The organism is Lysobacter sp. CFH 32150, assembly GCF_022758295.1.
GTDB lineage: Bacteria > Pseudomonadota > Gammaproteobacteria > Xanthomonadales > Xanthomonadaceae > CFH-32150.
In genome coordinates this window covers 283,467-306,238 of sequence record NZ_JALDWJ010000007.1, presented here as the reverse complement: position 1 = coordinate 306,238, position 22,772 = coordinate 283,467, and the positions used below count along the sequence as shown (strand labels likewise).

20 protein-coding genes are annotated in these 22,772 nt (G+C 62.3%); 14 read left to right on the top strand and 6 right to left on the bottom strand.

The window, feature by feature from the left end; genetic code table 11:
- Positions 1-19 precede the first annotated feature (19 nt).
- Both rsgA and MO486_RS11410 read left to right on the top strand, forming a co-directional pair.
- Complete coding sequence (gene rsgA, locus MO486_RS11415) at positions 20-1,126, top strand: ribosome small subunit-dependent GTPase A (RefSeq protein WP_242907626.1); 1,107 nt, start codon at positions 20-22, stop codon at positions 1,124-1,126.
- A 282-nt stretch (positions 1,127-1,408) separates the two neighbouring features.
- Positions 1,409-2,671, top strand: coding sequence for a flavohemoglobin expression-modulating QEGLA motif protein (locus tag MO486_RS11410; RefSeq protein ID WP_242907618.1), 1,263 nt, complete (start codon positions 1,409-1,411; stop codon positions 2,669-2,671).
- Here MO486_RS11410 and MO486_RS11405 read toward each other — a convergent pair.
- On the bottom strand, positions 2,668-4,005 hold the full coding sequence (locus tag MO486_RS11405) for a hypothetical protein (RefSeq protein ID WP_242907616.1): 1,338 nt from the start codon (positions 4,003-4,005) through the stop codon (positions 2,668-2,670). The genes MO486_RS11410 and MO486_RS11405 overlap by 4 nt on opposite strands.
- A 113-nt stretch (positions 4,006-4,118) precedes the next feature.
- Here MO486_RS11405 and MO486_RS11400 point away from each other — a divergent pair, with 113 nt between their 5' ends.
- Both MO486_RS11400 and MO486_RS11395 read left to right on the top strand, forming a co-directional pair.
- Positions 4,119-6,422 carry an NADP-dependent malic enzyme gene (locus tag MO486_RS11400; protein ID WP_242907614.1) on the top strand — a complete coding sequence of 768 codons (2,304 nt, stop codon included), beginning with the start codon at positions 4,119-4,121 and terminating at the stop codon, positions 6,420-6,422.
- 16 nt (positions 6,423-6,438) lie between these two features.
- Positions 6,439-7,458 carry a glycosyltransferase gene (locus MO486_RS11395; RefSeq protein ID WP_242907612.1) on the top strand — a complete coding sequence of 340 codons (1,020 nt, stop codon included), beginning with the start codon at positions 6,439-6,441 and terminating at the stop codon, positions 7,456-7,458.
- On the opposite strand, the gene MO486_RS11390 is transcribed toward MO486_RS11395, so the two are convergent.
- Complete coding sequence (locus MO486_RS11390) at positions 7,415-8,308, bottom strand: glycosyltransferase family 2 protein (RefSeq protein ID WP_242907610.1); 894 nt, start codon at positions 8,306-8,308, stop codon at positions 7,415-7,417. The genes MO486_RS11395 and MO486_RS11390 overlap by 44 nt on opposite strands.
- Positions 8,309-8,312: 4 nt before the next feature.
- On the bottom strand, positions 8,313-9,155 hold the full coding sequence (locus tag MO486_RS11385; protein WP_242907608.1) for a glycosyltransferase family 2 protein: 843 nt from the start codon (positions 9,153-9,155) through the stop codon (positions 8,313-8,315).
- A 104-nt stretch (positions 9,156-9,259) separates the two neighbouring features.
- On the opposite strand from MO486_RS11385, the gene MO486_RS11380 reads away from it, so the two are divergent.
- Positions 9,260-10,183: a glycosyltransferase family 2 protein gene (locus MO486_RS11380; protein WP_242907606.1), complete on the top strand. Its 924-nt coding sequence runs from the start codon at positions 9,260-9,262 to the stop codon at positions 10,181-10,183.
- A gap of 84 nt (positions 10,184-10,267) precedes the next feature.
- Here MO486_RS11380 and MO486_RS11375 read toward each other — a convergent pair whose 3' ends face one another.
- Positions 10,268-10,741, bottom strand: coding sequence for a transposase (locus MO486_RS11375; protein WP_242907598.1), 474 nt, complete (start codon positions 10,739-10,741; stop codon positions 10,268-10,270).
- 305 nt (positions 10,742-11,046) lie between these two features.
- On the opposite strand from MO486_RS11375, the gene aceE reads away from it, so the two are divergent.
- From aceE to MO486_RS11330, 9 genes are all read left to right on the top strand, one after another.
- Positions 11,047-13,737, top strand: a complete 2,691-nt coding sequence (gene aceE, locus MO486_RS11370; protein ID WP_242907596.1) for a pyruvate dehydrogenase (acetyl-transferring), homodimeric type — start codon at positions 11,047-11,049, stop codon at positions 13,735-13,737.
- A gap of 71 nt (positions 13,738-13,808) precedes the next feature.
- Positions 13,809-14,096 (top strand): type II toxin-antitoxin system RelE/ParE family toxin, encoded by a 288-nt coding sequence (locus tag MO486_RS11365; RefSeq protein WP_242907594.1) that lies wholly within the window; start codon positions 13,809-13,811, stop codon positions 14,094-14,096.
- 29 nt (positions 14,097-14,125) lie between these two features.
- Positions 14,126-14,497: an addiction module antidote protein gene (locus tag MO486_RS11360; protein ID WP_242907592.1), complete on the top strand. Its 372-nt coding sequence runs from the start codon at positions 14,126-14,128 to the stop codon at positions 14,495-14,497.
- Between the two features lie 28 nt (positions 14,498-14,525).
- Positions 14,526-15,341, top strand: a complete 816-nt coding sequence (locus MO486_RS11355; RefSeq protein ID WP_242907583.1) for an AraC family transcriptional regulator — start codon at positions 14,526-14,528, stop codon at positions 15,339-15,341.
- A gap of 107 nt (positions 15,342-15,448) precedes the next feature.
- Positions 15,449-16,510, top strand: a complete 1,062-nt coding sequence (locus MO486_RS11350) for a serine hydrolase (RefSeq protein WP_242907581.1) — start codon at positions 15,449-15,451, stop codon at positions 16,508-16,510.
- Between the two features lie 178 nt (positions 16,511-16,688).
- Positions 16,689-17,894 carry an XRE family transcriptional regulator gene (locus MO486_RS11345; protein ID WP_242907579.1) on the top strand — a complete coding sequence of 402 codons (1,206 nt, stop codon included), beginning with the start codon at positions 16,689-16,691 and terminating at the stop codon, positions 17,892-17,894.
- Positions 17,894-18,412 carry a DUF4411 family protein gene (locus tag MO486_RS11340; protein ID WP_242907577.1) on the top strand — a complete coding sequence of 173 codons (519 nt, stop codon included), beginning with the start codon at positions 17,894-17,896 and terminating at the stop codon, positions 18,410-18,412. The genes MO486_RS11345 and MO486_RS11340 overlap by 1 nt, the downstream gene beginning before the upstream one ends.
- Positions 18,413-18,497: 85 nt before the next feature.
- The gene (locus tag MO486_RS11335; RefSeq protein ID WP_242907575.1) at positions 18,498-19,217 is read left to right on the top strand and encodes a hypothetical protein; all 720 of its coding nucleotides are present in this window, start codon (positions 18,498-18,500) and stop codon (positions 19,215-19,217) included.
- Between the two features lie 41 nt (positions 19,218-19,258).
- Entirely contained in the window at positions 19,259-20,200 is a 942-nt protein-coding gene (locus tag MO486_RS11330) for a hypothetical protein (RefSeq protein ID WP_242907572.1), read from the top strand.
- Positions 20,201-20,358: 158 nt separating this feature from the next.
- On the opposite strand, the gene MO486_RS11325 is transcribed toward MO486_RS11330, so the two are convergent.
- Positions 20,359-21,036: a DUF2971 domain-containing protein gene (locus MO486_RS11325; protein ID WP_242907570.1), complete on the bottom strand. Its 678-nt coding sequence runs from the start codon at positions 21,034-21,036 to the stop codon at positions 20,359-20,361.
- Positions 21,037-21,449: 413 nt separating this feature from the next.
- The gene (locus MO486_RS11320) at positions 21,450-22,742 is read right to left on the bottom strand and encodes a lipase family protein (RefSeq protein ID WP_242907568.1); all 1,293 of its coding nucleotides are present in this window, start codon (positions 22,740-22,742) and stop codon (positions 21,450-21,452) included.
- Positions 22,743-22,772 lie beyond the last annotated feature (30 nt).

Below are 22,772 nucleotides of genomic sequence, written 5' to 3'. Positions count from 1 at the left end.
TGACGGCATTCCACCTCGCATGACACCCCTGCGCGCGATCGGCTGGCCCTTTGCGGGCGAGCCGGACGACGAGGCTTGGCGCGAAGCCATTGCAGCGCACCCGCAGGCGCGGTTGGCCCGGGTCACCGAGCAGCACCGCTCCGGCTATATCGTCGCTGAAGGTCCGGATGAGGGTTACGCCGCCGAATCGCCGCCGGAATGGCAGCGCGCCCCCAGTTACAAGAAGGGGATGATCCCGACTGAGCAACGCGCCGCGGTCGGCGACTGGGTGCTGGTGGAAGGCCAACCGCCCAGGAGCGCGCGCATCGTCGCGCTGCTGCCACGCCGCAGTGCGATCAAGCGCGGCGCCGCCGGCGAGCACTACAAGCAGCAGCTGATCGCCGCCAACATCGACAATGTGTTCGTGGTCTGCGGCCTCGATGCCGACTTCAATCCGCGCCGGATCGAGCGTTATCTCCTGCTCGTGCGTGGCGGTGGCGTCGAGCCGGTGGTGGTACTGACCAAAGCCGACAAGGCGAACGATGTCGACGATGCACTCGCGGCGCTGGCCGAGATCGCCACCCAAGGCGTCGCTGTCGTCGCAGTGAACGCCAAGGACCGCGCCAGCGTGGCCGCGCTCGAGCCCTGGCTCGCGCCCGGCCGCAGCATCGTGCTGGTCGGTTCTTCCGGCGCCGGCAAATCGACGCTGACCAACACCCTGCTCGGCACCGAGAAGATGAAGATCGGCGAAGTGCGCGCCAGCGACGAGCGCGGCCGCCACACCACGACCCATCGCGCGCTGATCCCGCTGCCGAGCGGCGCCTGCATGATCGACACGCCGGGCATGCGCGAGCTCAAGCCCACCGGCGAGGAAGACGTCGCCGAGAACTTCAGCGACATCGAAGCCTTGGCCGAGCAGTGCAAGTTCCGTGATTGCAAGCACGAACGCGAACCCGGCTGCGCGGTGCGTGCCGCGATCGCAGCCGGCACACTGGCGCCCGAGCGCTATGCCAACTACCTGAAGCTCCGCGACGAAGTCGCCGGCGCCGCCAACAAGCTCGCGACGCGGCTTGCGCAGAAGGCGGAGGAGAAGGTCGGGGGCAAGGCGCTCAATAAACGGCTGGATGAGAAATATGGGCGGCATTGAACTTGTCTCCTCCCCCTGCTTGCAGGGGGAGGCTGGGGTGAGACGGCATGCTTGCGAACCACTGGTTCGCATGCCGTCGAACGCCCGACGGCTATGCCGGCGGGCCGGGGAAGGGTGTGAGGCGCGTAGCGCCGAGCATTCGTCGATGACGATTCAACCCCTCACCAACCCGTCCGGCCTCGCGCAAAGCGCGAGGCGTTCGTCGCCTCACGACCTGCCAATAAGGCAGGTCGTAAGCGAGGCTCCTCACCCCCTCCGTTCGGAGGGGAGGGAGTAACAGCCATGCCCGACCTCGCGCCCGACATCCTCCATCACGCCGCACTCGACGCGCGCATGGTCAGGGCGGTGCGCGGACTCAGGCTGCTCAACCTGGTGAGCTGGCCGGCCAGCGAGCAGCAGCGGTTCCTCGCCGACTACGCACGTGGCGAACTGGCGCTGCCACAACACGAATACCCCAAGCACGATTTTTCCGCCGCCCGGCGCGAACTCGACGCGATCATCGCCGCCGCCGATGCCGAGCATCCGCTGGGCCGTTACGTCGGCGAAACCGCGCGCAGCTGGTCGATCGCGGCCGAGTTGCTGGAGGCGCTCGGTACGCCGGAGGTCACCACGCATTCGGTGCGCCTGTTCGGTCGCCCCGATGAGCCGCTTCCCGGCAACGGCCCGACCACGCGCGAGGCCGCGCGCCATTTCATCGACATCGCCGGCGAGCTCGATCGCGAACTGCTGGCGCCATCGGAATGCGTGGCGATCTCGGCGACTGCGCTCAAGCTGCAACTGCAATCCGATCTCGACGACTTCTTCGACGCGCGCGTCATAGAAGTCGTGCTCGACCCCGACCTGATCGCGAAAGCCGCGGCCGGCGCCACCCGCATCCGCCTGCGCTCGGGTGCGGCATTCAGCGATTACGACCGCCACCAGCTGGTGCAGCACGAGGCCTTCGTGCATTCGCTGACCGCGCTCAACGGCCGCGAGCAGCCGCAGTTGCAGAGCCTGTCGCTGTCCTCGCCGCGCACCACCGCCACGCAGGAAGGACTGGCGACCTTCGCCGAACAGATCACCGGCAGCATCGACATCGAACGCATGAAGCGCATCAGCCTGCGCATCGAGGCGGTGGCGATGGCGCTAAACGGTGCCGACTTCATCGAGGTGTTCCGTTATTTCATCGATGCCGGACAGAGCGCGACCGACAGCTTCACGTCCGCGCAGCGCGTGTTCCGTGGCGTACCGACGACGGGCGGTTCCGCGTTCACCAAGGATGCGGTGTACCTGCGCGGCCTGATCAGCGTGCACACCTTCTTCCGCTGGGCGCTGCGCCAGCGCAAGTTGCGACTGTGCCGTTTGCTGTTCGCCGGCAAGATGACGCTCGGCGATGTGCAGCGGTTCGAACCGCTCTATGACGCCGGCGTGATCGTGCCGCCGCGCTGGTTGCCGCACTGGGTGCAGCGCGCGAATGGCCTGGCGGGGATGCTGGCGTTCTCGCTGTTCGCCAACCGCATCCGCCTCGACCAGATCGTTTCGTCCGAAGCCGCGTTCGAGCTTTAGCGCAACGCTTGCAGGTGGCCGTCGGCAAGGATCACGTAATCCGCCGGTTCCCCTGCACCGACCAACTGCACCCGATCACCGATCGGTATGCCGCGATAGCTCGGAATCTCATGGGTCAGGCGCTGGAAGATCCATTCCTTGGCTCCCGGGACGGGGCGCAGGCGCACCACGCCGTCGTGGTCGCGCACAGCAGCTGCGAGTGCGGGTGAAAACACGGCCTGCACCTCGCCCACATGGCGCATCAGCCGCATTACGTTGGCCCCGTGCAGCACGCTCAACAGCGCGAAGGCGCCGATGGCGACGCGTCCCCAGCGCGTGGTGCGGGGCCAGGCCGCAGCGATGCACATCGCTCCCACTGCGGCGAAGGCATAGGCGTAGTGGGTCCAGCTACGTCCCATCGGCAGGACCGGCAACAACGCGGCCACGCCGCCGAGCACGAACACGGCGGCATAGCGGCGGCCCGCTTTCCAAAGCGCGGCAAACAAGCCGAGCCACAGCACCGTCGCGATGACGATGTGCGCACCGATGCCATGCAGGAACGTGGTGAAGGCTTCGAGCAGCGGGATGATGGGTGGGAAAAGTTGGTACTCGACCCATCGCAGCGGCGCATTCGCCAGGCTCAGCGTGTATTGCACGCCTTCGCGCGGCGCATGCAGCAACGCATTCCAGCGCAGCGCGAGGTAGGCCGCAGCGATGGCACCCGCTGCCAGCGTCGCTGCCGCCCAGGTCGGCTTGCGGCCATCGAACCACCAGGCCACCGCCAGCAACGGCGGAATCGCGAACGCAGCTTCCTTGCCCAGCAAACCGATGGCCGTCAGCGTCGCAGCCACCAGGGCAGCGATCACGACACTGCGCGTGTGCATCGTCAGCAACCCGATCAGCAGGGCGCAACTCAACCAGGCCAGATCCCCCAGCGTGCCGACCCAGCCGTGCACGTACACCGCGTACGGACTCAGCGCGAAAGCCAGCGCGCCCGCGACCGCCGGCCGAGTGCCGACGCCGAAGCCACGCCCGACCGCGTACAGCAGCGCGACATTGCCGGCGCCCCAGGCCGCCAGAACGGCATGGAAGGCCTGTGGCTGTGCGAACAGGTGCCGCGACAGCCACGCCCACAGGTTGAAGGTGAGCGGGCGGTACTGGAACGCGTCGATACCGAGCCACGGGAACGCCTGACCGCGTTCGGCGAAGACCGCCCATTGCAACTCATCGTGGCTGAAATAACCCGGATTGAGGATCAGCGGCAGCGATGCCAGCAGTGCCATGGCGAAAACCAGCACGGCTTGCACCGGTACAGCGCCGGGCAACGTCGCCAGGCGACGCGAAGATGGTTGCATGCGGAACCTCCGAGTACCCGCCATTCTCTGCGATTTCCCACAATCCAGTGGCGCCTGCGCGCTGTCATGGCCGCGCCGGTACAATCGACGACCCACCCGCACCCGTGCCGACGATGTCCGATAACTCGCCGACCAGCGACGATCTCAAACAGGCCGCGCTCGACTATCACCGCCTGGAACCCAAGGGCAAGATCAGGGTCACCGCGACCAAGCCGATGGTGACTCAGCGCGACCTCGCCCTGGCGTATTCGCCGGGCGTGGCGTATGCCTGCGAAGCGATCGCCCGGGACCCGAACCTGGCCAGCGAGTACACCGCGCGCGGCAACCTGGTCGCGGTGATCAGCAACGGCACCGCGGTGCTGGGACTCGGCGACATCGGCCCGCTCGCCGGCAAGCCGGTCATGGAAGGCAAGGGTGTGCTGTTCCAGAAGTTCGCCGGCATCGACGTGTTCGACATCGAGATCAACGAGCACGATCCGGACAAGCTGGTCGAGATCATCGCCTCGCTCGAACCGACCTTCGGCGGCATCAACCTCGAGGACATCAAGGCGCCTGAGTGCTTCATCGTCGAGCGCAAGCTGCGCGAGCGGATGAAGATCCCGGTGTTCCACGACGACCAGCATGGCACCGCGATCATCGTCGGTGCCGCCGTGCTCAACGCGCTGGAAGTCGCCGGCAAGAAGATCGACGAAGTGAAGCTGGCCACCTCGGGCGCAGGTGCCGCCGGCATCGCCTGCCTCGACATGCTGGTCGCACTCGGCATGAAGGCGGAGAACATCCTCGCGGTCGATCGCGAAGGCGTGTTGTACACCGGTCGCGCGCACCTGGATCCCGACAAGGCACGTTATGCGCGCGATACGAACAAGCGCACGCTGGCCGACATCGTCGACGGCGCCGACATCTTCCTCGGCCTGTCCGCCGGCGGCGTGCTGAAGAAAGAAATGGTCGCCTCGATGGCGCCCAATCCGATCATCCTCGCGCTCGCCAATCCGTATCCCGAGATCCTGCCCGAAGACGCAAAGGCAGTGCGGCCCGACTGCATCATCGCCACCGGCCGTTCGGACTATCCGAACCAGGTCAACAACGCGTTGTGCTTCCCCTACATCTTCCGCGGCGCGCTCGACGTCGGTGCCACCGGCATCAACGAAGCGATGAAACTCGCCTGCGTGCGCGCGATCGCGACGCTGGCCAAGCGCGAAGCCAGCGACCTCGGCAGCGCGTACAGCGGCGACGCGCCGAAGTTCGGCCCCGAGTACCTGATCCCACGCCCGTTCGATCCGCGTTTGCTGGTGATGCTGGCGCCTGCGGTGGCGAAAGCCGCGATGGAATCGGGCATCGCCACGCGCCCGATCGATGACTTCGCCGCGTACGAAGAGAAGCTCGGCCAGTACATCTACCGCACCAGCCTGATCATGAAGCCGGTCTACGACCGCGCCCGCAGCGACCGCAAGCGCGTGGTCTATGCCGAAGGTGAGGAAGAAACTGTGCTGCGCGCGGTGCAGACCGTGGTCGACGAGCAACTGGCGTACCCGATCCTGATCGGTCGCCCGGACGTCATCGAGACGCGCATCCACCGTCTCGGTCTGCGCATGCGTGCCGGTGAAGATTTCGAGTTGACCAACATCAACGACGACCCGCGCTTCAACGATTACTGGCAGCAATACCACGCGCTCACCGAGCGGCGCGGCGTGACGCCTGCGGCCGCCAAGAACCTGCTGCGTTCGCGGCCGACGCTGATCGCCGCGCTGATGGTCGAACGCGGCGAAGCCGACGCGATGATCTGCGGCCTGGTCGGGCGCTTCCACAAGAAGCTCGGCTACCTGCGCAGCGTGTTCGACTTCGATCGCGGCGTGCACGGCACCGCGGCGATGAGCTGCGTGATCAACGACCAGGGTGCATGGTTCTTCCTTGACACCCACGTCCAGGTCGATCCCAGCGCCGAGCAGATCGCCGAGGCGACGATGCAGGCGACCTATCGCCTGAAATTGTTCGGTGTCGAGCCGAAGGTCGCGCTGCTGTCGCATTCCAACTTCGGCAGCCACGACAACGCCTCGGCGGCGAAGATGCGCAAGGTGCGCGAGATCATCCAGGCGCGCGTGCCCAAGCTCGAAATGGATGGCGAGATGCAGGCCGACACTGCCTGGGACGATGAACTGCGCCACCGCATCTTCCCCAACACCACGCTCAAGGGCCGCGCGAATTTGTACGTGCTGCCCAACCTCGATGCCGCCAACATCACCTACAACATGGTGCGGGTGATGACCGACGGCGTCGCCATCGGCCCGATCCTGATGGGCCTGGACCAGCCCGCGCACATCCTCACGCCGGCATCGACGCCGCGCCGCGTGGTCAATATGACCGCGCTCGCTGCGGTGGATGCGCAGATCCGCAAGGCGCAGAAGAAGGCGCGCGAATGATGCGCGCCGGGTCGCGATGAACACCGAAGCACTGCCAACCCGCCTGCCCACCGTGAACCTGATCGTCTGGGACAACGGCGTCGGCCTGTCCCGCGACCTGCGCCTGCTGGCGGCTGCGTTGCGGGCCGCCGGTTTCGACGTGCACCTCAGTCCGATCGGCCGCGGCAAGCTGCGCAAGTGGTTCCGGCCGTTGTGGATGCGCGGCAAGCTGCTGTCGCAGCGCCTGCGCGATGGCGGCGCATTGCGTTTCGACGCCAACATCATGCTCGAGCACGTGCGCCCCGAGGACATGCCGGCGGCCACGCGCAACTTCTTCATCCCGAACCCGGAATGGTGCCTGCCCACGGACGTCGCGTTGCTCGATCGCGTCGATGCGGTGCTGACCAAGACCGCGCACGCCGCGGACATCTTCGCCGCGCGCGGGTGCCGGGTCGCGCCGATCGGGTTCACCAGCGAAGATCGCCACGATCCCGCCACCCCGCGCGAACGCACGTTCTTCCACCTCGCCGGGCGCAGCAAGAACAAGGGCACCAAGCGCCTGATCGATCTCTGGTCGCGGCATCCGGAATGGCCGCTGCTGACGATCGTGCAAAGCCCGCGCGAAGCCGTGCCAATCGATCCGCCGGTGGCGAACATCGTCCATCGCGTCGACTACATCGACGACGCCGAACTGCGCGCGCTTCAGAACCGCAACTGGTTCCATCTGTGCACGTCGGAGACCGAAGGTTTTGGCCACTACCTGGTCGAGGCGATGAGCGTCGGGGCGGTGACGGTGACCACCGACGCACCGCCGATGAACGAGCTCATCACTGCCGAACGCGGCGTGCTGGTCGGTTACGGCAGCTCGGGAACGCAGTTCCTCGCCAACACGTATTACTTCGACGAAGCCGCGATGGAAGCCGCCGTCGAACGCCTGCTGGCGATGCCGGACGACGAACTGCAGCGCCTCGGCAGCAACGCGCGGGCCTGGTTCCTGCGCAACGATCGCGAGTTCAGCGACCGCCTGAGGCAGGCGCTGACGCCGCTGTTCGACTGAGCTCGCGCAAGTCGGCGGGCGGTACCGCGTATTCGGTTGCGTAACGGCTGACACCGGCTTCGCAACGGGTCGACTTCAGGCGCGCGGTTTCCTCGAGGATGCGGTTGTTCGGCATCGACATGTCTTCCGGATCCACCGGCGCGCGCGACGTGTGTTGCAGGTGCACCGCGAGCCCCGCGAACTTCAGCCGGCGACGCCGCAAGCCGGTGTTGCGCAGACGCAGGTCGATCTCCAGGTCCTCGCTGCCATAACCTTCCATGCGTTCGTCGAAACCGTTGACGCGGATCAGGTCGTCGCGCCAGACGCTCATGTTGCAACTCATCACAGTGACGCCGGCATTGCGCGAGCGCGCCTTGCGCCGCGCCAGCCACGGGAGGCGGAACGCATGCCGGCGTTCGTCGCCATGCTGCGCGGTGAAATCCGCGTCCATCCACGGCGAAAACATCGGGCGTTTGCCGGACAACAAGCGTGCGGTGTAGTCCGCCGTCGCCTGCACCCGGCCACCCTGCAGGAAGCTGCCGGCTTCGGCGAGCGCCAGGTGATCGGCGACGAACTCCGGATGTAGCACCATGTCGCCGTCGATCATGATCACGTAATCGCCGCGGCTGGCGGCGATGCCGCGATTGCGGCTGCTGGCCGCGCGGAAGCCGGTGTCTTCCTGCCAGACATGCCGCAGTGCAGTGGGGAAATTCTTCGCCTGCCGTTCCAGCATCTCGCGTGTGTCGGCGCGCGAGCCGTCGTCGGCGATGATCACTTCATCCGGCAGTTGCGACTGCCGGCGCACGCTGTCCAGCACCGCGGCCAGTGCTTCCTTCCAGTTGTAGGTGGTGACGAGCAGGCTGCTGCGCATGCGCTCAGCCGTTTACGGCGCGCGCTGCCGCGTCCGCCTTGGCGCGCGCGACATGGGCATCGAGGCCGCGTTCGCAACGTGTCGCCTTCGTCGCCAGCGTCTGGTTGAAGAAACGATCGTTGGGCAACACTTCCGTCGGCGGCACGCCATCGGGCCAGCGCGTGTTGTGCCACAGATGGATCGCAAGCCCGGCGAAGCGCAGCGGCCGGCGCACGATGCCCGCATGCTTCAGGCGCCAGGCGATGTCGTCGTCCTCGCGGCCCCAGCCTTCGTAGTTGTCGTCGAAGCCATTGACCAGGTCCAGGTCCTTGCGCCACATGCCCATGTTGCAGCCCATCACCTGGCCGCCCTCGGCCGTGCGCGATTTGTGCGCAGCGAGCCAGGGCAAACGCAATGCATGCTTGCGTTTGAACTTGCCGGGCATGAACGGTGAGAACCGCGGCTTGCCACCAGCCAGCAACCGTGTGGATTCCTCCGGCGAAGCATTCAAGCGGCCGCCTTGCAGGTGGATGCCCGGCCGGATCAGCGCGAGGTGGTCGGCGACGAACTCCGGATGCAGGATCACGTCGCCATCGAGGAAGATCACGTAGTCGCCGCTGCTCGCGGCGATGCCGAGGTTGCGTATGCGGGCGAGACGGAAGCCGGTGTCTTCCTGCCACACATGGATCAGCGGCACCGGGAAATCCTTCGCCATCGCGCGGATCATCGCGCCGGTGTCCTCGCGCGAACCGTCATCGGCGACGATCACTTCGAGCGGCAGGACGCGCTGCGCGGCGATGCTGCGCAGGGTCAGGGCCAGCGCTTCCTTCCAGTTATACGTGGAGACGATCAGGCTGACGGTAGTCATGTCGCGGAAAGCATGGGGGATGCCGGATTTTACCCGCGTTGCCGAATGATCAGGCACTACGTGGCGCCATGGCATCATCACCGTTCATACCCCGGTTGGTCACCATGTCCCCGCAAGTCTCCGTCATCGTCCCCAACTACAACCACGCGCAGTACCTGGTGCAGCGTATCGAGTCGGTGCTGGCCCAGACCTGCCAGGACTTCGAGCTGATCCTGCTCGACGACTGCTCGCCGGACAACAGCCGCGAAGTCCTCGAGCGCTACCGCACGCACCCCAGGGTCGCGCACATCGTCTACAACGAGGCCAACAGCGGCAGCACCTTCAAGCAGTGGGACAAGGGCATCGCCCTGGCCCGTGGCGAGTACATCTGGATCGCCGAAAGCGACGACTGGTGCGAGCCGACCTTGCTGGAAACCCTGCTCGACGGCATCCATCGCGACCAGGACTGCGTCCTCAGCTATTGCCAGACCTACTTCATCAACCCGCAGGACGGCATCAACTGGCAGTCGCAGCACCGCGCACTGTCCGAAGTCGTCGACGGCCCCGACTTCATCCGCCAGTACCTGGTCAGCACGTCGATCTACAACGCCAGCATGGCGTTGTGGAAAAAGGACTGTTACCCGCGCGTCTCGCGCGACTTCACCCAATATCGTTTTTGCGGCGACTGGCTGTTCTGGATCGGCCTCGCGCGGCTGGGTAAGGTGCACATCAGCGGCAAGCTGTTGAATTACTACCGCCAGCACAGCAACAACGTCAGCACCGGTGTCTACAAGAGCGGGTTGAGCTTCGTCGAAGAGTTGCGGGTGCTCAACATCATGTACACCGATCGGCTGATCGGCGATCGCGAGTACAGCGCCGCGTTCAAGAAGAAGTACCGCGAGTACTGGCCGGTGCGCGAGCAGCTGGATCCCGCGCTCAACCAGCAGATCCACGCGCTGTTCCAGCACCCGCTGTCGCCGAAGACGAACCTGCTCGCCATCAAGGCCGGCGCATTGTGGAAGCAGATTCGCCCCGGCAAGTCGCGCTGAGGCTGCAAGCCTGTGGGAGCGACGCACATGCCCCTTCAACCCTGTGGGAGCGACGTAAGTCGCGATGCTCTTCCCCCATGTACCTCAAACCCAAACCGCATCCCAAAACGGATAGTCCCCCACATGCCCCGCCAATCCCGCCCGCACCGGATTCATCACCAGGTACCGGGCCGCATCCGCCAGCGACTCCTCAGTCCGCAGCGCATGATCGTGATACCCCTTCTCCCACACACGTCCGATCGCCGGATGCGCCGCGCTCACACACCGCGCAGTGTTCGCCTTCAACCGCTGCACGAGGCCGGACAGATCATCCCTTGCCCCCAGTTCGATCAGCCCATGCCAGTGATCCGGCATCAACACCCACGCAAGTAGGCGCGCGTCGACCCATAGACGCGTGTCCTCCACCACGCGAGCAGCACACATCGCAACGTCCGCGTCGGCGAAATGCGGCGTGCGCCGGGCGGTGGTGAAAGTGACGAGGTAGTGCTGGCCGGCGATCGAGGTCCTGCCGCGTCGCAGGGCTGCAGAACCGGGGGTGGGGGAGGTGGTTGTGTCCATGGCGGTAGCGTTGACCGGTGGAGCAGTCGAGGCCATCAGGGATTGGCGTCGGCGAGGGTAGGGAATTGCTGGTGGGGCAATCGCGACTTACGTCGCTCCCACAAACGCAGGTCCCGGTGCTCTTGTGGGAGCGACGTAAGTCGCGATTGCAACCCCCAATGAAACCTATCCCCACCCAACCCCCCACCCACCCCCATTAGTTACGCAAGAAAACATGCCCCAGTCCCGTCATACCGCCCTGTTAGAATTCCGGCTCTAATCCAACGACACGGGCGCAGCCAGCGGGCTGCGCGGAGCCCCCACGCATGAATTGGCTGAACGATCTGCTGCAGAACGACCCCGACCCCACCGAGACCCGCGAGTGGGTCGAATCCCTCAAGGCGGTCATCGACAACGAAGGCGCCACCCGCGCGCACCAGTTGCTCGAGAACATGGTCGAACTCACCCGCCGCGCCGGCGCGCACCTGCCGTTCGCGCCGACCACCGAATACATCAACACCATTCCCGCGCACCTCGAAGCGAAGTCGCCCGGCGACGCCGCGCTCGAGTGGCGCATCCGTTCGATCATCCGCTGGAACGCGCTCGCGATGGTCGTGCGCGCCAATCGCAAGCCCGGCGACCTCGGCGGCCACATCGCCAGCTTCGCCTCGGCGGCAACCCTCTATGACGTCGGCTTCAACCATTTCTGGCGCGCGCCCAGCGATGACCATCCGGGCGACCTGCTGTACATCCAGGGCCATTCCTCGCCCGGCATCTACGCGCGTTCCTTCCTCGAAGGCCGCCTCAACGAATCGCAGCTCGACAACTTCCGCATGGAAGTCGACGGCCGCGGCATCAGCTCCTATCCGCATCCGTGGCTGATGCCCGACTACTGGCAGACGCCGACCGTGTCGATGGGCCTGGGCCCGATCGCCGCCATCTACCAGGCGCGCAACTGGAAATACCTCGAAGGCCGCGGCCTGATGCCGAAGACCGATCGCAAGGTGTGGTGCTTCCTCGGCGACGGCGAAACCGATGAGCCCGAAAGCCTCGGCGCGATTTCCGTCGCCGGCCGCGAAGGCCTCGACAACCTCGTCTTCGTCATCAACTGCAACCTGCAGCGCCTCGACGGCCCGGTGCGCGGCAACGGCAAGATCATCCAGGAACTGGAAGGCAGCTTCCGCGGCGCCGGCTGGAACGTGCTGAAGGTGGTCTGGGGCAGCTACTGGGATCCGCTCCTCGCGCGCGACACCAGCGGCATGCTGAAGAAGCTGATGATGGAAACCGTCGACGGCGAGTATCAGAACTGCAAGGCCTTCGGCGGCAAGTACACGCGCGACAATTTCTTCGGCAAGTATCCGGAAACCGCCGCGCTCGTCGCCAACATGTCCGACGACGACATCTGGCGCCTCAACCGCGGCGGTCACGATCCGCACAAGGTCTACGCCGCCTACGACGCCGCGATGAAGACCACCGGCCAGCCCACCGTCATCCTCGCCAAGACGGTGAAGGGCTACGGCATGGGCGCCGCGGGCGAAGCGTTGAATCCCACGCACCAGACCAAGAAGCTCGACGACGAAGCCGTCCGCATCTTCCGCGACCGCTTCAACATCCCGGTCACCGATGCGCAGCTCGCCGACGGCGCGGTGCCGTTCTACCACCCGGGCGACAAGTCGCCGGAAATCGAATACCTGCACGAGCGCCGCAAGGCCCTCGGCGGCTTCCTGCCGCAGCGTCGCCGCAAGAGCACCCAGACGCTCGAAGCGCCGAAGCTCGAGGTGTTCGACCGCCTGCTCAAGAGCAGCGGCGACCGCGAGATCAGCACCACCATGGCCTTCGTGCAGAGCCTGAGCATCGTCCTGCGCGACAAGCAGGTCGGCCCGCGCTGCGTGCCCATCGTCGCCGACGAAGCGCGCACCTTCGGCATGGAAGGCATGTTCCGCCAGCTCGGCATCTACGCGCCGCAAGGGCAGAAGTACAAGCCGGTCGACCGCGACCAGCTCATGTACTACCGCGAAGACGCCGCCGGCCAGGTGTTGGAAGAAGGCATCACCGAGTGCGGCGCGTTCTCGTCGTGGATGGCGGCGGCGACCAGCTACAGCACCAACGATCTGCCGATGCTGCCGTTCTACATCTACTACTCGATGTTCGGCTTCCAGCGCATCGGCGACAGCGCCTGGCAGGCCGCCGACATGCGCGCGCGGGGCTTCCTGCTCGGTGCCACCGCCGGCCGCACCACGTTGAATGGTGAAGGCCTGCAGCACGAAGACGGCCATTCGCACCTGCTCGCCGGCGCGATTCCCAACTGCCGCGCCTACGATCCGACCTTCGCTTTCGAAGTCGCCGTCATCCTGCAGCACGGCATGCAGCGCATGCTCGAAGAGCAGCGCGACGAGTACTACTACATCACCCTGATGAACGAGAACTACGCCCACCCGGACATGCCGGAAGGCGCGGCGGACGGCATCATCAAGGGCATGTACCTGTTGCAGGGCAACGGCAAGCCGAAGAAGAGCGAGCTGCGCGTGCAGCTGCTCGGCAGCGGCACCATCCTGCGCGAAGCGATCGCCGCGGCCGAACTGCTCGACAAGGATTTCGGCGTCACCGCCGACATCTGGTCCTGCCCCAGCTTCACCGAGCTGCGTCGCGACGGCTTCGACGCCGAACGCTGGAACCGCCTCAACCCCGAAGCGAAGACCCCGCGCAAGGCCTACGTCACCGAACTGCTCGAAGGCCGCCAGGGCCCGGCCATCGCCGCGACCGATTACGTGCGCGCCTTCGCCGACCAGATCCGCGCCTTCGTCCCGATGCACTACACCGTGCTCGGCACCGACGGCTTCGGCCGCAGCGACACGCGTGCGAACCTGCGTCGCCACTTCGAAGTCGACCGCTTCCACATCGCCCATGCCGCGATTGCGGCACTGGCGGCGGAAGGGAAGATGACCGGCAAGGATGTGGCGCGGGCGATCAAGCAGTACAAGATCGATAGTGAGAAGCCGAATCCCGTGACTGTCTAGGCTTCATTCTCCCTATCCGTCTTGTCTCCTATGGTTGACAAGCCTGCGGCCGTTCGGTACCGTCGTCCGCAATGGAGATTCGTCGCACTTCGGAGTTTGACCGGCGACTGAAACGGCTGACGGACGCAGTCGCGCAAGCGCGCATTGCCCTGGCAGTTCAAAGGATGGAAGACGGCAATCTCGGCGACTCCAAGTCGGTCGGAGGCGGCGTGATCGAAGCGCGCATCCACTATGGGCCTGGTTACCGGGTCTACTACACGCGGCGCGGTGCGGAAATCATCGTGTTGTTGCTGTGCGGCGACAAGAGCAGCCAGCCGACCGACATCAAGCACGCCAGGGAAATGGCAAAGAACATTTGACCGTCGTAGCCCGGGCAGGGGACAAGATCATGGCCATCAAGACATCCAAGTTCGACGCAGCGGATTACCTCACCTCGCAAGCAGCGATCGATGCCTATCTCGAAGCCGCGCTCGAAGAGAACGATCCAGCCTTCTTCCAGAAGGCCCTGGGTACCGTCGCCCGGGCGCAAGGCATGCAAGACATCGCCGGCAAATCGCAAACGACCCGCGCAGGGCTTTACAAGGCGCTGAGCAGCGAAGGGAACCCGGAATTTGCCACGGTCATGCGCGTCGTCAATGCGCTTGGCTATCGATTGGCTATCGTGCAGAAAAAGAAAAAAGCGGGAACCGCCAAGAGCAAGATGGTGACACCGAAGCGAGTGGCCAAAACTGCAGCGAAGCGTGTTACCGCAAGTCGTTGATCAACCGGAGCGGTGATCGCAACGCGCTATGAGCCCGATCACCCAACTCGGACGCGGCCGCTTCTACGGCGACTATCGCGCGCAATGCCAGGTCGGCGATCTGGCGTTGGCCGAATTGCGGCCGACCGTGCCCGAGCACGAGATCGTGACCCACACGCATGAGGATGCGCATTTCCTGTTGCTGCTCGAAGGGGCCTACCTGAGCAGCGCGCGCGGAATGCCCGGGGTGTGCGCGACCCGCGCGCTGGTGCTCAATCCCCCGGGCACCACGCATCGCGATTGCTTTCGCGGGCTCGACGGGCGTTTTTTCACGTTGTCGATTCCCGGCGAAGCCTGGCGCGCCGTCACCGAAGAACGCGACCTGCCGCAGGATGCGTTGAAGCTGTCGCCCTCGGCGCTGATCCGCGCGACCCGGTTGTGGCAGGAACTGCGGCAATGGGACGGCGCATCGCCGCTTGTCGTCGAAGCCGCGTTCGAGGAATTGCTGGACGCCGCCGCGACGGAACACCAGCTTGCGCACAAGGGCGGCCCCGCCTGGCTCGAGCGCGCGCGCGAACAGCTCCACGACGACTGGATGCACACACCGCGGCTCGGCGAACTGGCCCGCACCGTCGATGTCCATCCGGTCTACCTGGCGCGCGCCTTCCGCCGCAGCTATGGCTGTTCCCCCGGCGAATACCTGCGGCGCTGCCGGATGGAACAAGCCGTCGCCATGCTGCACGACCGTCGCATCGCCATCGCCGACATCGCGGCGGCATGCGGCTTCGTCGATCAAAGCCATTTCACCCACGCGTTCCGACGCGCCTACCGCTACACCCCGGCGCAGTACCGCGCGCTGGCCTGACCGTCGTTCGCAACAGGCGCAGCGTCAGCCGCACGCGCCAGGTTCAAAACATACAAGGCAATGTCCGGGTCGGCTGCTAGGGTGTGCGCATCCCACTGGAGCCACGCATGCGACTTCCCAACAGCCTCACCTTCCTGACCGCGCTGGTCTGCGGCATCGCGCCGATCGCAGCAAGCGCGGCAGACGACGCCACGCGATTCGACGAGCTCACGCAAAAGGTCGAGGCCGGCGAGTTTAAGGACATCACCAGCGTCCTGATCGCCAAGGACGGCAAGCTCGTGTACGAACACTATTTCGATGAGGGCGGCGCCGAAGCGCGGCGCAACACCCGGTCCGCGACCAAGACCATCGCCGGCATGCTCACTGGCCTGGCCATCGCCGATGGCAAGCTGCCGAATGCGCAGGCGCCCATGCTGCCGTACCTCCACTACACGCAGCCCATCGAGAACGACGATCCGCGCAAAGCCAGGATCACGTTCGAAGACCTGATGACGATGTCGTCGCTGCTCGAATGCCACGACGAGAACCAGTATTCGCGCGGCAACGAGGAGCGCATGTACCTGGTCGAGGACTGGGTCAAGTTCTACCTCGACCTGCCCATCCAGGGGTTTCCCGCATGGATGCCGAAGCCGGCAGACGCCCCGTACGGACGCAACTTCCGCTACTGCACCGCCGGCGTCACCACCCTCGGCGCCGCACTGCAGGGCGCCACCGGCGAACGCCTCGACGCCTACGCGCAACGCCGCCTGTTCGCGCCGCTCGGCATCGACAAACCCGAATGGCAATTCTCGCCGCTGGGCGTGCCGCAAGCCGGCGGCGGCCTCGGTCTACGCAGCCGCGACCTGCTCGCACTGGGGCAGCTGTACCTGGACGGCGGCAAGCATCAGGGCAAGCAACTGATCCCCGCCGCCTGGGTGCAGGCATCGACGCAGCCGCACGCACGCGTCGACGACGGCATCGAGTACGGCTACCTGTGGTGGCTGATGCAGTTCCCGGTGAAGGACAAGACGTGGAAATCGTTCGCGATGAACGGCTCCGGCGGCAACAGCGTGCAGGTGTTCCCCGCCGAACGGTTGGTGGTCGTCATCACCACCACCAACTACAACGTCCAGCAGCCGCATAAGTTGACGGCGAAGTTGTTGATGGAGCAGGTGCTTCCAAAATTCTGACTCCTAGGGCTCTCAAGCCTGTCAGGGGCGGGTCATCGCAGCGATTGACTAGGGGGCATGACGATAGAGCAATCTGCCCCCTGAGTGAGAAAGCCGAATCCGGTCGGGGTGTAGGCTCTGCCTCCGGGAGACTGGTAGTCTCGTGTAACGAGACTGCTAGAGCGCAAAATAGAGACGTATGCCTAGAGTCAATCCATCCATTTTGGTTTGGGCGCGGGAGACAGCCGGTCTGTCTCCTGAGGAAGCTGCGCGCAAGATCGGTATTGTTACTGCGCGAGGCATAGAAGCTGCTGATCGTCTGAGTGCGTTGGAATCGGGCGAAATAGAACCGACGCGACCACTCCTACTGAAAATGGCGAAGCAGTACCGCCGTCCTTTGCTTTCGTTTTACTTGTCGGAAGTACCCGCAAGAGGGGACAGGGGGCAAGACTTCAGGACTTTGCCTGAAGGTCGTGACGAAAGCTCAGACGCATTGGTTGATGCACTGTTGCGCGATGTTCGTGCACGCCAACAAATGGTTCGCGCAACCCTGGAAGAGGACGCGTCCACTTTGCGTTTCATTGACTCCAGTAACATTGCTGATGGCGTTACTGCAGTGGCTAATAAAATCCAACAAACGCTATCGTTCGACCGAGATGAATTTCGTAGGCAACCAAACCCCGAGACGGCTTTCGCAGTACTGAGAGAGTTGGTTGAGGATCAGGGCATTTTTGTTCTGTTGATAGGAAATTTGGGTAGCCATCACACGGCACTTGAGCCAGAAGTCTTCCGGGGATTTGCACTCGCCGACCAGATCGCTCCTTTCGTTGTCATCAATGACCAAGATGCAAAGGCAGCATGGTCATTTACCTTGCTTCACGAACTTGCACATTTGTGGCTGGGGCAAACGGGAATCAGTGGCGCTAACCCGGCATCAACGATTGAAAGGTTCTGCAACGATGTTGCTAGTGAAATACTTCTGCCAGTTGAGGATTTACAGGTTATCGACCTGCCCCCACTGGCAGGGGCGGATGTAGTAAGTGCAGAGATCGCCAGATTTGCGCGGCCTCGAAACCTGAGCTATTCGATGGTTGCGTATAGGCTCTTTACTGCTAGGCGCATTTCGCGAGAGATGTGGGAACAGTTGCGGGTGCGCTTCCGTGATTTATGGCGAAGAGAACGGTTACGAGCGCGCGCGCAGGCACGCGAAGACGACAGTAGTGGACCCAGTTACTACGTTGTTCGAAGGCATAGGCTTGGAAACGCGCTTATCGGCTTGGTAAGGCAACAACTAGATGATGGAGAGTTGACGCCGTCGAAAGCCGCGAAGATCTTGGGCGTCAAGCCACGCAATGTCGAGCCGCTAGTTAACGACATGCGTTCGTTGCTACAAAGGGGAGCGTAGTGATCTACCTCCTCGATGCGAGCGTGCTGATCACTGCGCACACGACTTATTACCCAATCGACCGAGTTCCAGAGTTCTGGGATTGGCTCCAGCATCAAGCGCGTCTTGGAAAAATCAAAGTTCCGCAAGAAATATTTGAAGAGATCAAAGACGGGCCGGAAGAGGAAGGTCGCGATCTTCTTTTTGATTGGATCACTTCTGAAGAAGTGAAGAATGATTTGTTGCTGGCAGAGGAAGCGGACCCGGTGCTAGTGGCTCAGGTTGTGAATGATGGGTATGCGAATAATCTCAGCGATAGCGAGATCGAACAGATTGGTCGTGATCCGTTTCTTATCTCATACGCGTTGTCGGATCGTCACAATCGTTGTGTTGTCACTACCGAGGTTTCAAAGCCTAGTAAGCAAAGGCAGAACAAGCATATCCCGGATGTCTGCCAGGGTTTTGGCCTTACCTGCATCAATACGTTTTCTCTTTCGCGGGAACTCAATTTTTCAACGGCATGGCGAGCTGCGCCCTGATACTGCTTGATATCCAAGCGGAGATTTCATCTGACACCATGCAGTCTTTGTTCTTGATTCAGGGCAGGATCAATCGAGGTGGATGATGCGGACGGGTCTAGTCTTTATGGTGGGCGCAGCTTTTGGCTTCCTAATTGCTGTATTCCTACGTCTGCCCCTGTTGCGACCCTTGGAGCAAAACGCGGCAGAAGTGGCCGCCGCTCTTGGTTCTACCGTCCTGGCGGTTGCCGGTGCATTCTGGCTGTGGCAGCACCAGACAATTAAGCGCCAACGCGAACTGATTCCGATCACCATGCGAATATTCAGTCCGCTTCATCTTGCGCTGTCACAGATACGGCATCTCATCGACCATTCGTCAGCGACGCGAATGCTCATGATCAAAGACAAGATAGTCGAGTCCCCTCCGGACGAGGAAGTCTGGGCATATCAGGCCGAACGCCTCCCGAGGGCAATTGACGCTGCCGAAGTGGAGGCCCGCACGGCGTTAGAGCACTGGGCGAGCATGAATGAACTCATCCTCGGTGTTGAGGCGAACAAAGTGCCAGATGTTCTAGAGCTTCATCGAATAGCTTTCGCCGCGATCAATCGCCTGCCGGAGTTAAAAAAACAAGCCATTCCCAAGTACATCGATCATCAGCCGCCAGGGATTGATCCGCTCGATCTCTCATTGCTTAGTTATGGGATCGGTCGGATGGCCAGAAGCCTGAATGTGCTTGACGGGGGCTGCCGGGACACGTCGGGTTTCGACAATATCGAATCCCCGCGTGAACAAATGATTGAACACATATCCAAGCCAGTCCACTAAAGACGCTGAAGCGCAGACCTCTTTCTTGGATCACGCAATTTATGCTCACAATCAATCAGTTTCTAAAAGAGAAAGACCGATTGTTGTTCCTCCCATTTGTCATTGTTCTGGGTATTTTTGCTGCATTCGCGATCTCACTATTGGCGGCGATTTGGCCAATAGACTTGGTATCGCTCGCGAATGGAGGGTTGTTCGGCGATAGTTTTGGCGCCCTAAATGCACTGTTTTCTGGGCTGGGATTTGCCGGTGTGCTTGTGACTCTTATGTACCAGCAACGGCAGTTGAAGATTCAGCAAGAGGAACTCAATAGCACGCAGGCTGAACTACGTCGTCAGTCTGCGTTATTCGATCAGCAGAAATTTGACGATTCCTTCTTTCAGCTGTTGGGCTTGGTGCGAGAAAATCTGAACTCGCTGATGCATCGAAATGCGGAAACAAAAGAGGAGATTCGTGGAATTGACCTATTGGCGGCTCGGCTTAAGCGCTTGCGCGATCATCTGAAGCAGCTAAATTTAGGTGAATTCCCCGCCACAGAGCCATATCGCGTCATTTATTTCTGGTCGCTCTCAAAGGGCATTCAAAATGGGCTGGGGAGACAGGCGCGGTATGTTGAAACTGTCTCTTGTCTCGTTCGTTGGATTGCCGAACATTGTCCTCGGGATGCCGATCCTCAGCCATATTGGGACATGGCAGCTGCGCAGTTGACTGTTTATGAAGCCAGCTATCTCTGCTACCAGACGATGGTCTCTTCGGAAGATCACCCTTTGCGACGTTACTTCGACTTGGAGAACTCTTTCTTCCGTCGTCTCGCGAGTTGCGGAATTAACGTCGCACATGTCAAAGCCTTGTTGTGGCTCGTTGGTTCGGATACCAACATGATGCATCCGAAGTTTCCTCCAGTCATTTCAGTTATACGAGTGAAAGATGCAAAGAGGGCGATCAGGACAGAAATGAAGGCTAAAGCCGAAGAGCAAAGAGAATAAAAAGGTCAGTCCGCGTAGGGCGCAATAGCCAAAGGGAATTGCGCCGTATGGGATATCGAAAAAAGGAGTCAGAGAACATTTGTGTTTGAAACGGAAATTTTCTCTGGACCCGTTAACGCCGATCAAGGCCGCCAACGTTTCGCCGCCACTTGGTGGCCTTAATCGGGTACGCCTTCGTGCAGCACTTCGTCGACCTGTATGGCCACGCCCTCATGATCGAGTTTGGCTTTGGCGATGGTGACGCGCGGATGCATGACCTTCTTTAGAAGCAGCACAAAATCATCCCGTGCGCGCAGGCCAACAATCACGCGTCGAATCCTGCCGTCAATCTCGTAGTACTTATCAGGGCCGATGATTCGATACTCCTGCTCATACGCCCAGTGAGTTGTCTTGTATGAAAGAACCTGCTCAGGGGTTGCGCCCGCAAGTATCGTCATACCGAGCTTTGGCAGATCGTCCACGTACTCCACTCGTCGAACACGGTTCTCAGCATCTGTGAAGTCGATCTCGATGGCGACCCCAAAATGACTCTCGGCATAGAGCGACCACATGCGCACGTCTGTGGATGTGGCCGATAGGCTGCAAACTTTCGTCCCACCCGGAACAAGCAATTCGCCCACATTGTGATAATTCACCCGCCCGGGGTGTCGCAATGGATATGGATTGAAGTTGCCATGCGCGAAGTTCGCGATATTCGTGTAGTGCGTGATACTGCGAAACTGCCCCTCAAAAGGATCGTTTAGCAGCGAGTACTCTTGGCAGAAAAGGCGCTCGTGAACGGCAATATCGAGCAAGTGCAGAAGCTCGCTCGCACCCTTGTACTTGTAAAGAAGCATCGACCACCGTCCACGAGGCTGTTAGCTCGCCTTATTCTTGCGGCGCTGCGTGGGTTTTGCCAGCACTCGTTCAGTCGCCCCGCGAGACCCACGCGTCGTGTCGCACCCGCCTACCTCCAACTTGGTGGGAAATAAGGGGACGGAGGTAGTTACGAATAAGGGGTCAGAGAACATTAGCGCTTAGAACGCCTATGTTCTCCGACCCCTTAAACGGTGATTTCTCTTTTTCACCATAAAGGGATCTGAGCTCTTTCTTCTAATTTACCCGGCGCCCTTTAGGCTGACGGAAACAAGGGGACGGAGGTAATTAAGCGGGAGCTACTTCCGAAACAAAGGGGACGGAGGTAATTAAGCAGGCCTAATTACCTCCGTCCCTTTGCTCCTTTGCAGAAGAGCGGACGTGGGCACCAGCCTCAGGCGGTCGGCCCGATCAGATAGGTGGAGTTGAAGGAATCGACGCGAATCAAGTCGATGCGCGCCACCTCCCGGTCGTCAAACAGCAGCACCGAGTCGAACAGCACCAGTTCGAATTTTGGCGAGGGCACGGAAGGCAGGAACGAAAGCTGGAGCCGGTCGTTCGACGTCCACGGGATGTGGTCCTCTGATGATTGCGCCCTGGAGTAATCGCGTTCGAGCTTCAGCGACTTTGACGTGGGGTCCACGATCGTCCTCGCCGCCTGGGTTCCCGGCTCGTTCCCGTGCATGATCGAGAGGCTCACGTCGCAGGCGCCGGTCATCAACAGCGATTTCGAAGTGAAGGTGATCTTGGAAACGCTCCGGGGCATCGGCTGGGGCGCCGCATTGCGCAGCGTCTGGAGCGCTTTCACGTAGGCACCCATCGAATGACCAGTGTTCAGGATTTGCGGAAAGTACGGGTTGTCCGAGTACTTCGGGTGTTGCCCTGAAAGGGATTGGGCGTAGAACAGAGGAACCAGGCCGCAAAATCTCTCGAGCTGTTCATTGGCCCAGTAGATGCCCAGGAATTCGTTGGGCAACTCATATACGGAACCGTCCACCTTGCGCTGCCGTTGGGCCAGGGTCCGTGTGAACAGCGCGAGCGCATCCGAGAAGCCCTGGTCTCCCACGTTGGGCGCCGCGAAGGTACACAGGTAGACCTCGGTGATGAAGCTGAGTGCGCGTGAGTACTTGTCGAACTGTGGATCATCCGGCGCCACGTTCGCCAACTCGCCGATCAAGTCCGCGAAGCACAGCTGCGCCAGCGCGCCGCCCAGGCTGTGGCCGGTGATGTACAACGACCAGGCTCCGGGGTGGATCGTCGAATAGGTTGTGATGGCATCCAGCTCGGTGCGCACGGAAACGCGGCCGGCGGTCCAGCCCAGCAGGAATCCCTGCGCGGCGTGGGCATTCATCGAAGCAAAGGCCGTCCAGTCAATCGGAGTCTTTGCAAGGAGCATGTTGTTGATCAACCAGTCTGTCAGGCCATCTTGTGAAAACGGTCGGTCGGACCCCTTGAAGGCCAGCACGAGTTCGCGGCTGGCGTGATTGATGAACGCGTAGTAGAAGAGGTTTGGAACGCCGGAGAGCTTTGAAGCGAATGCACCGGGAAACGCGTTCCATTCGGGCCCGAAATCGGCCCGGAGGCGATCCAGGACGTCTTGCAGGGGCGCCTCGCTTAGGTAAGCGAGGTCGCTGGCTTTGGCCAGGAAGTAGTCCCTTTCCAAACCCGTTAGTTGGGTGGCTGCCATCTCCGACTCCTTGGTTGCGCCGCGTTATTG

What these genes read in the sequence shown, in the direction of transcription:
- rsgA (WP_242907626.1), top strand. Translation starts at nt 20, where the DNA reads ATGACACCCCTGCGCGCGATCGGCTGGCCCTTTGCGGGCGAGCCGGAC.
- MO486_RS11410 (WP_242907618.1), top strand. Translation starts at nt 1,409, where the DNA reads ATGCCCGACCTCGCGCCCGACATCCTCCATCACGCCGCACTCGACGCG.
- MO486_RS11405 (WP_242907616.1), bottom strand. Translation starts at nt 4,005, where the DNA reads ATGCAACCATCTTCGCGTCGCCTGGCGACGTTGCCCGGCGCTGTACCG.
- MO486_RS11400 (WP_242907614.1), top strand. Translation starts at nt 4,119, where the DNA reads ATGTCCGATAACTCGCCGACCAGCGACGATCTCAAACAGGCCGCGCTC.
- MO486_RS11395 (WP_242907612.1), top strand. Translation starts at nt 6,439, where the DNA reads ATGAACACCGAAGCACTGCCAACCCGCCTGCCCACCGTGAACCTGATC.
- MO486_RS11390 (WP_242907610.1), bottom strand. Translation starts at nt 8,308, where the DNA reads ATGCGCAGCAGCCTGCTCGTCACCACCTACAACTGGAAGGAAGCACTG.
- MO486_RS11385 (WP_242907608.1), bottom strand. Translation starts at nt 9,155, where the DNA reads ATGACTACCGTCAGCCTGATCGTCTCCACGTATAACTGGAAGGAAGCG.
- MO486_RS11380 (WP_242907606.1), top strand. Translation starts at nt 9,260, where the DNA reads ATGTCCCCGCAAGTCTCCGTCATCGTCCCCAACTACAACCACGCGCAG.
- MO486_RS11375 (WP_242907598.1), bottom strand. Translation starts at nt 10,741, where the DNA reads ATGGACACAACCACCTCCCCCACCCCCGGTTCTGCAGCCCTGCGACGC.
- aceE (WP_242907596.1), top strand. Translation starts at nt 11,047, where the DNA reads ATGAATTGGCTGAACGATCTGCTGCAGAACGACCCCGACCCCACCGAG.
- MO486_RS11365 (WP_242907594.1), top strand. Translation starts at nt 13,809, where the DNA reads ATGGAGATTCGTCGCACTTCGGAGTTTGACCGGCGACTGAAACGGCTG.
- MO486_RS11360 (WP_242907592.1), top strand. Translation starts at nt 14,126, where the DNA reads ATGGCCATCAAGACATCCAAGTTCGACGCAGCGGATTACCTCACCTCG.
- MO486_RS11355 (WP_242907583.1), top strand. Translation starts at nt 14,526, where the DNA reads ATGAGCCCGATCACCCAACTCGGACGCGGCCGCTTCTACGGCGACTAT.
- MO486_RS11350 (WP_242907581.1), top strand. Translation starts at nt 15,449, where the DNA reads ATGCGACTTCCCAACAGCCTCACCTTCCTGACCGCGCTGGTCTGCGGC.
- MO486_RS11345 (WP_242907579.1), top strand. Translation starts at nt 16,689, where the DNA reads ATGCCTAGAGTCAATCCATCCATTTTGGTTTGGGCGCGGGAGACAGCC.
- MO486_RS11335 (WP_242907575.1), top strand. Translation starts at nt 18,498, where the DNA reads ATGCGGACGGGTCTAGTCTTTATGGTGGGCGCAGCTTTTGGCTTCCTA.
- MO486_RS11330 (WP_242907572.1), top strand. Translation starts at nt 19,259, where the DNA reads ATGCTCACAATCAATCAGTTTCTAAAAGAGAAAGACCGATTGTTGTTC.
- MO486_RS11325 (WP_242907570.1), bottom strand. Translation starts at nt 21,036, where the DNA reads ATGCTTCTTTACAAGTACAAGGGTGCGAGCGAGCTTCTGCACTTGCTC.
- MO486_RS11320 (WP_242907568.1), bottom strand. Translation starts at nt 22,742, where the DNA reads ATGGCAGCCACCCAACTAACGGGTTTGGAAAGGGACTACTTCCTGGCC.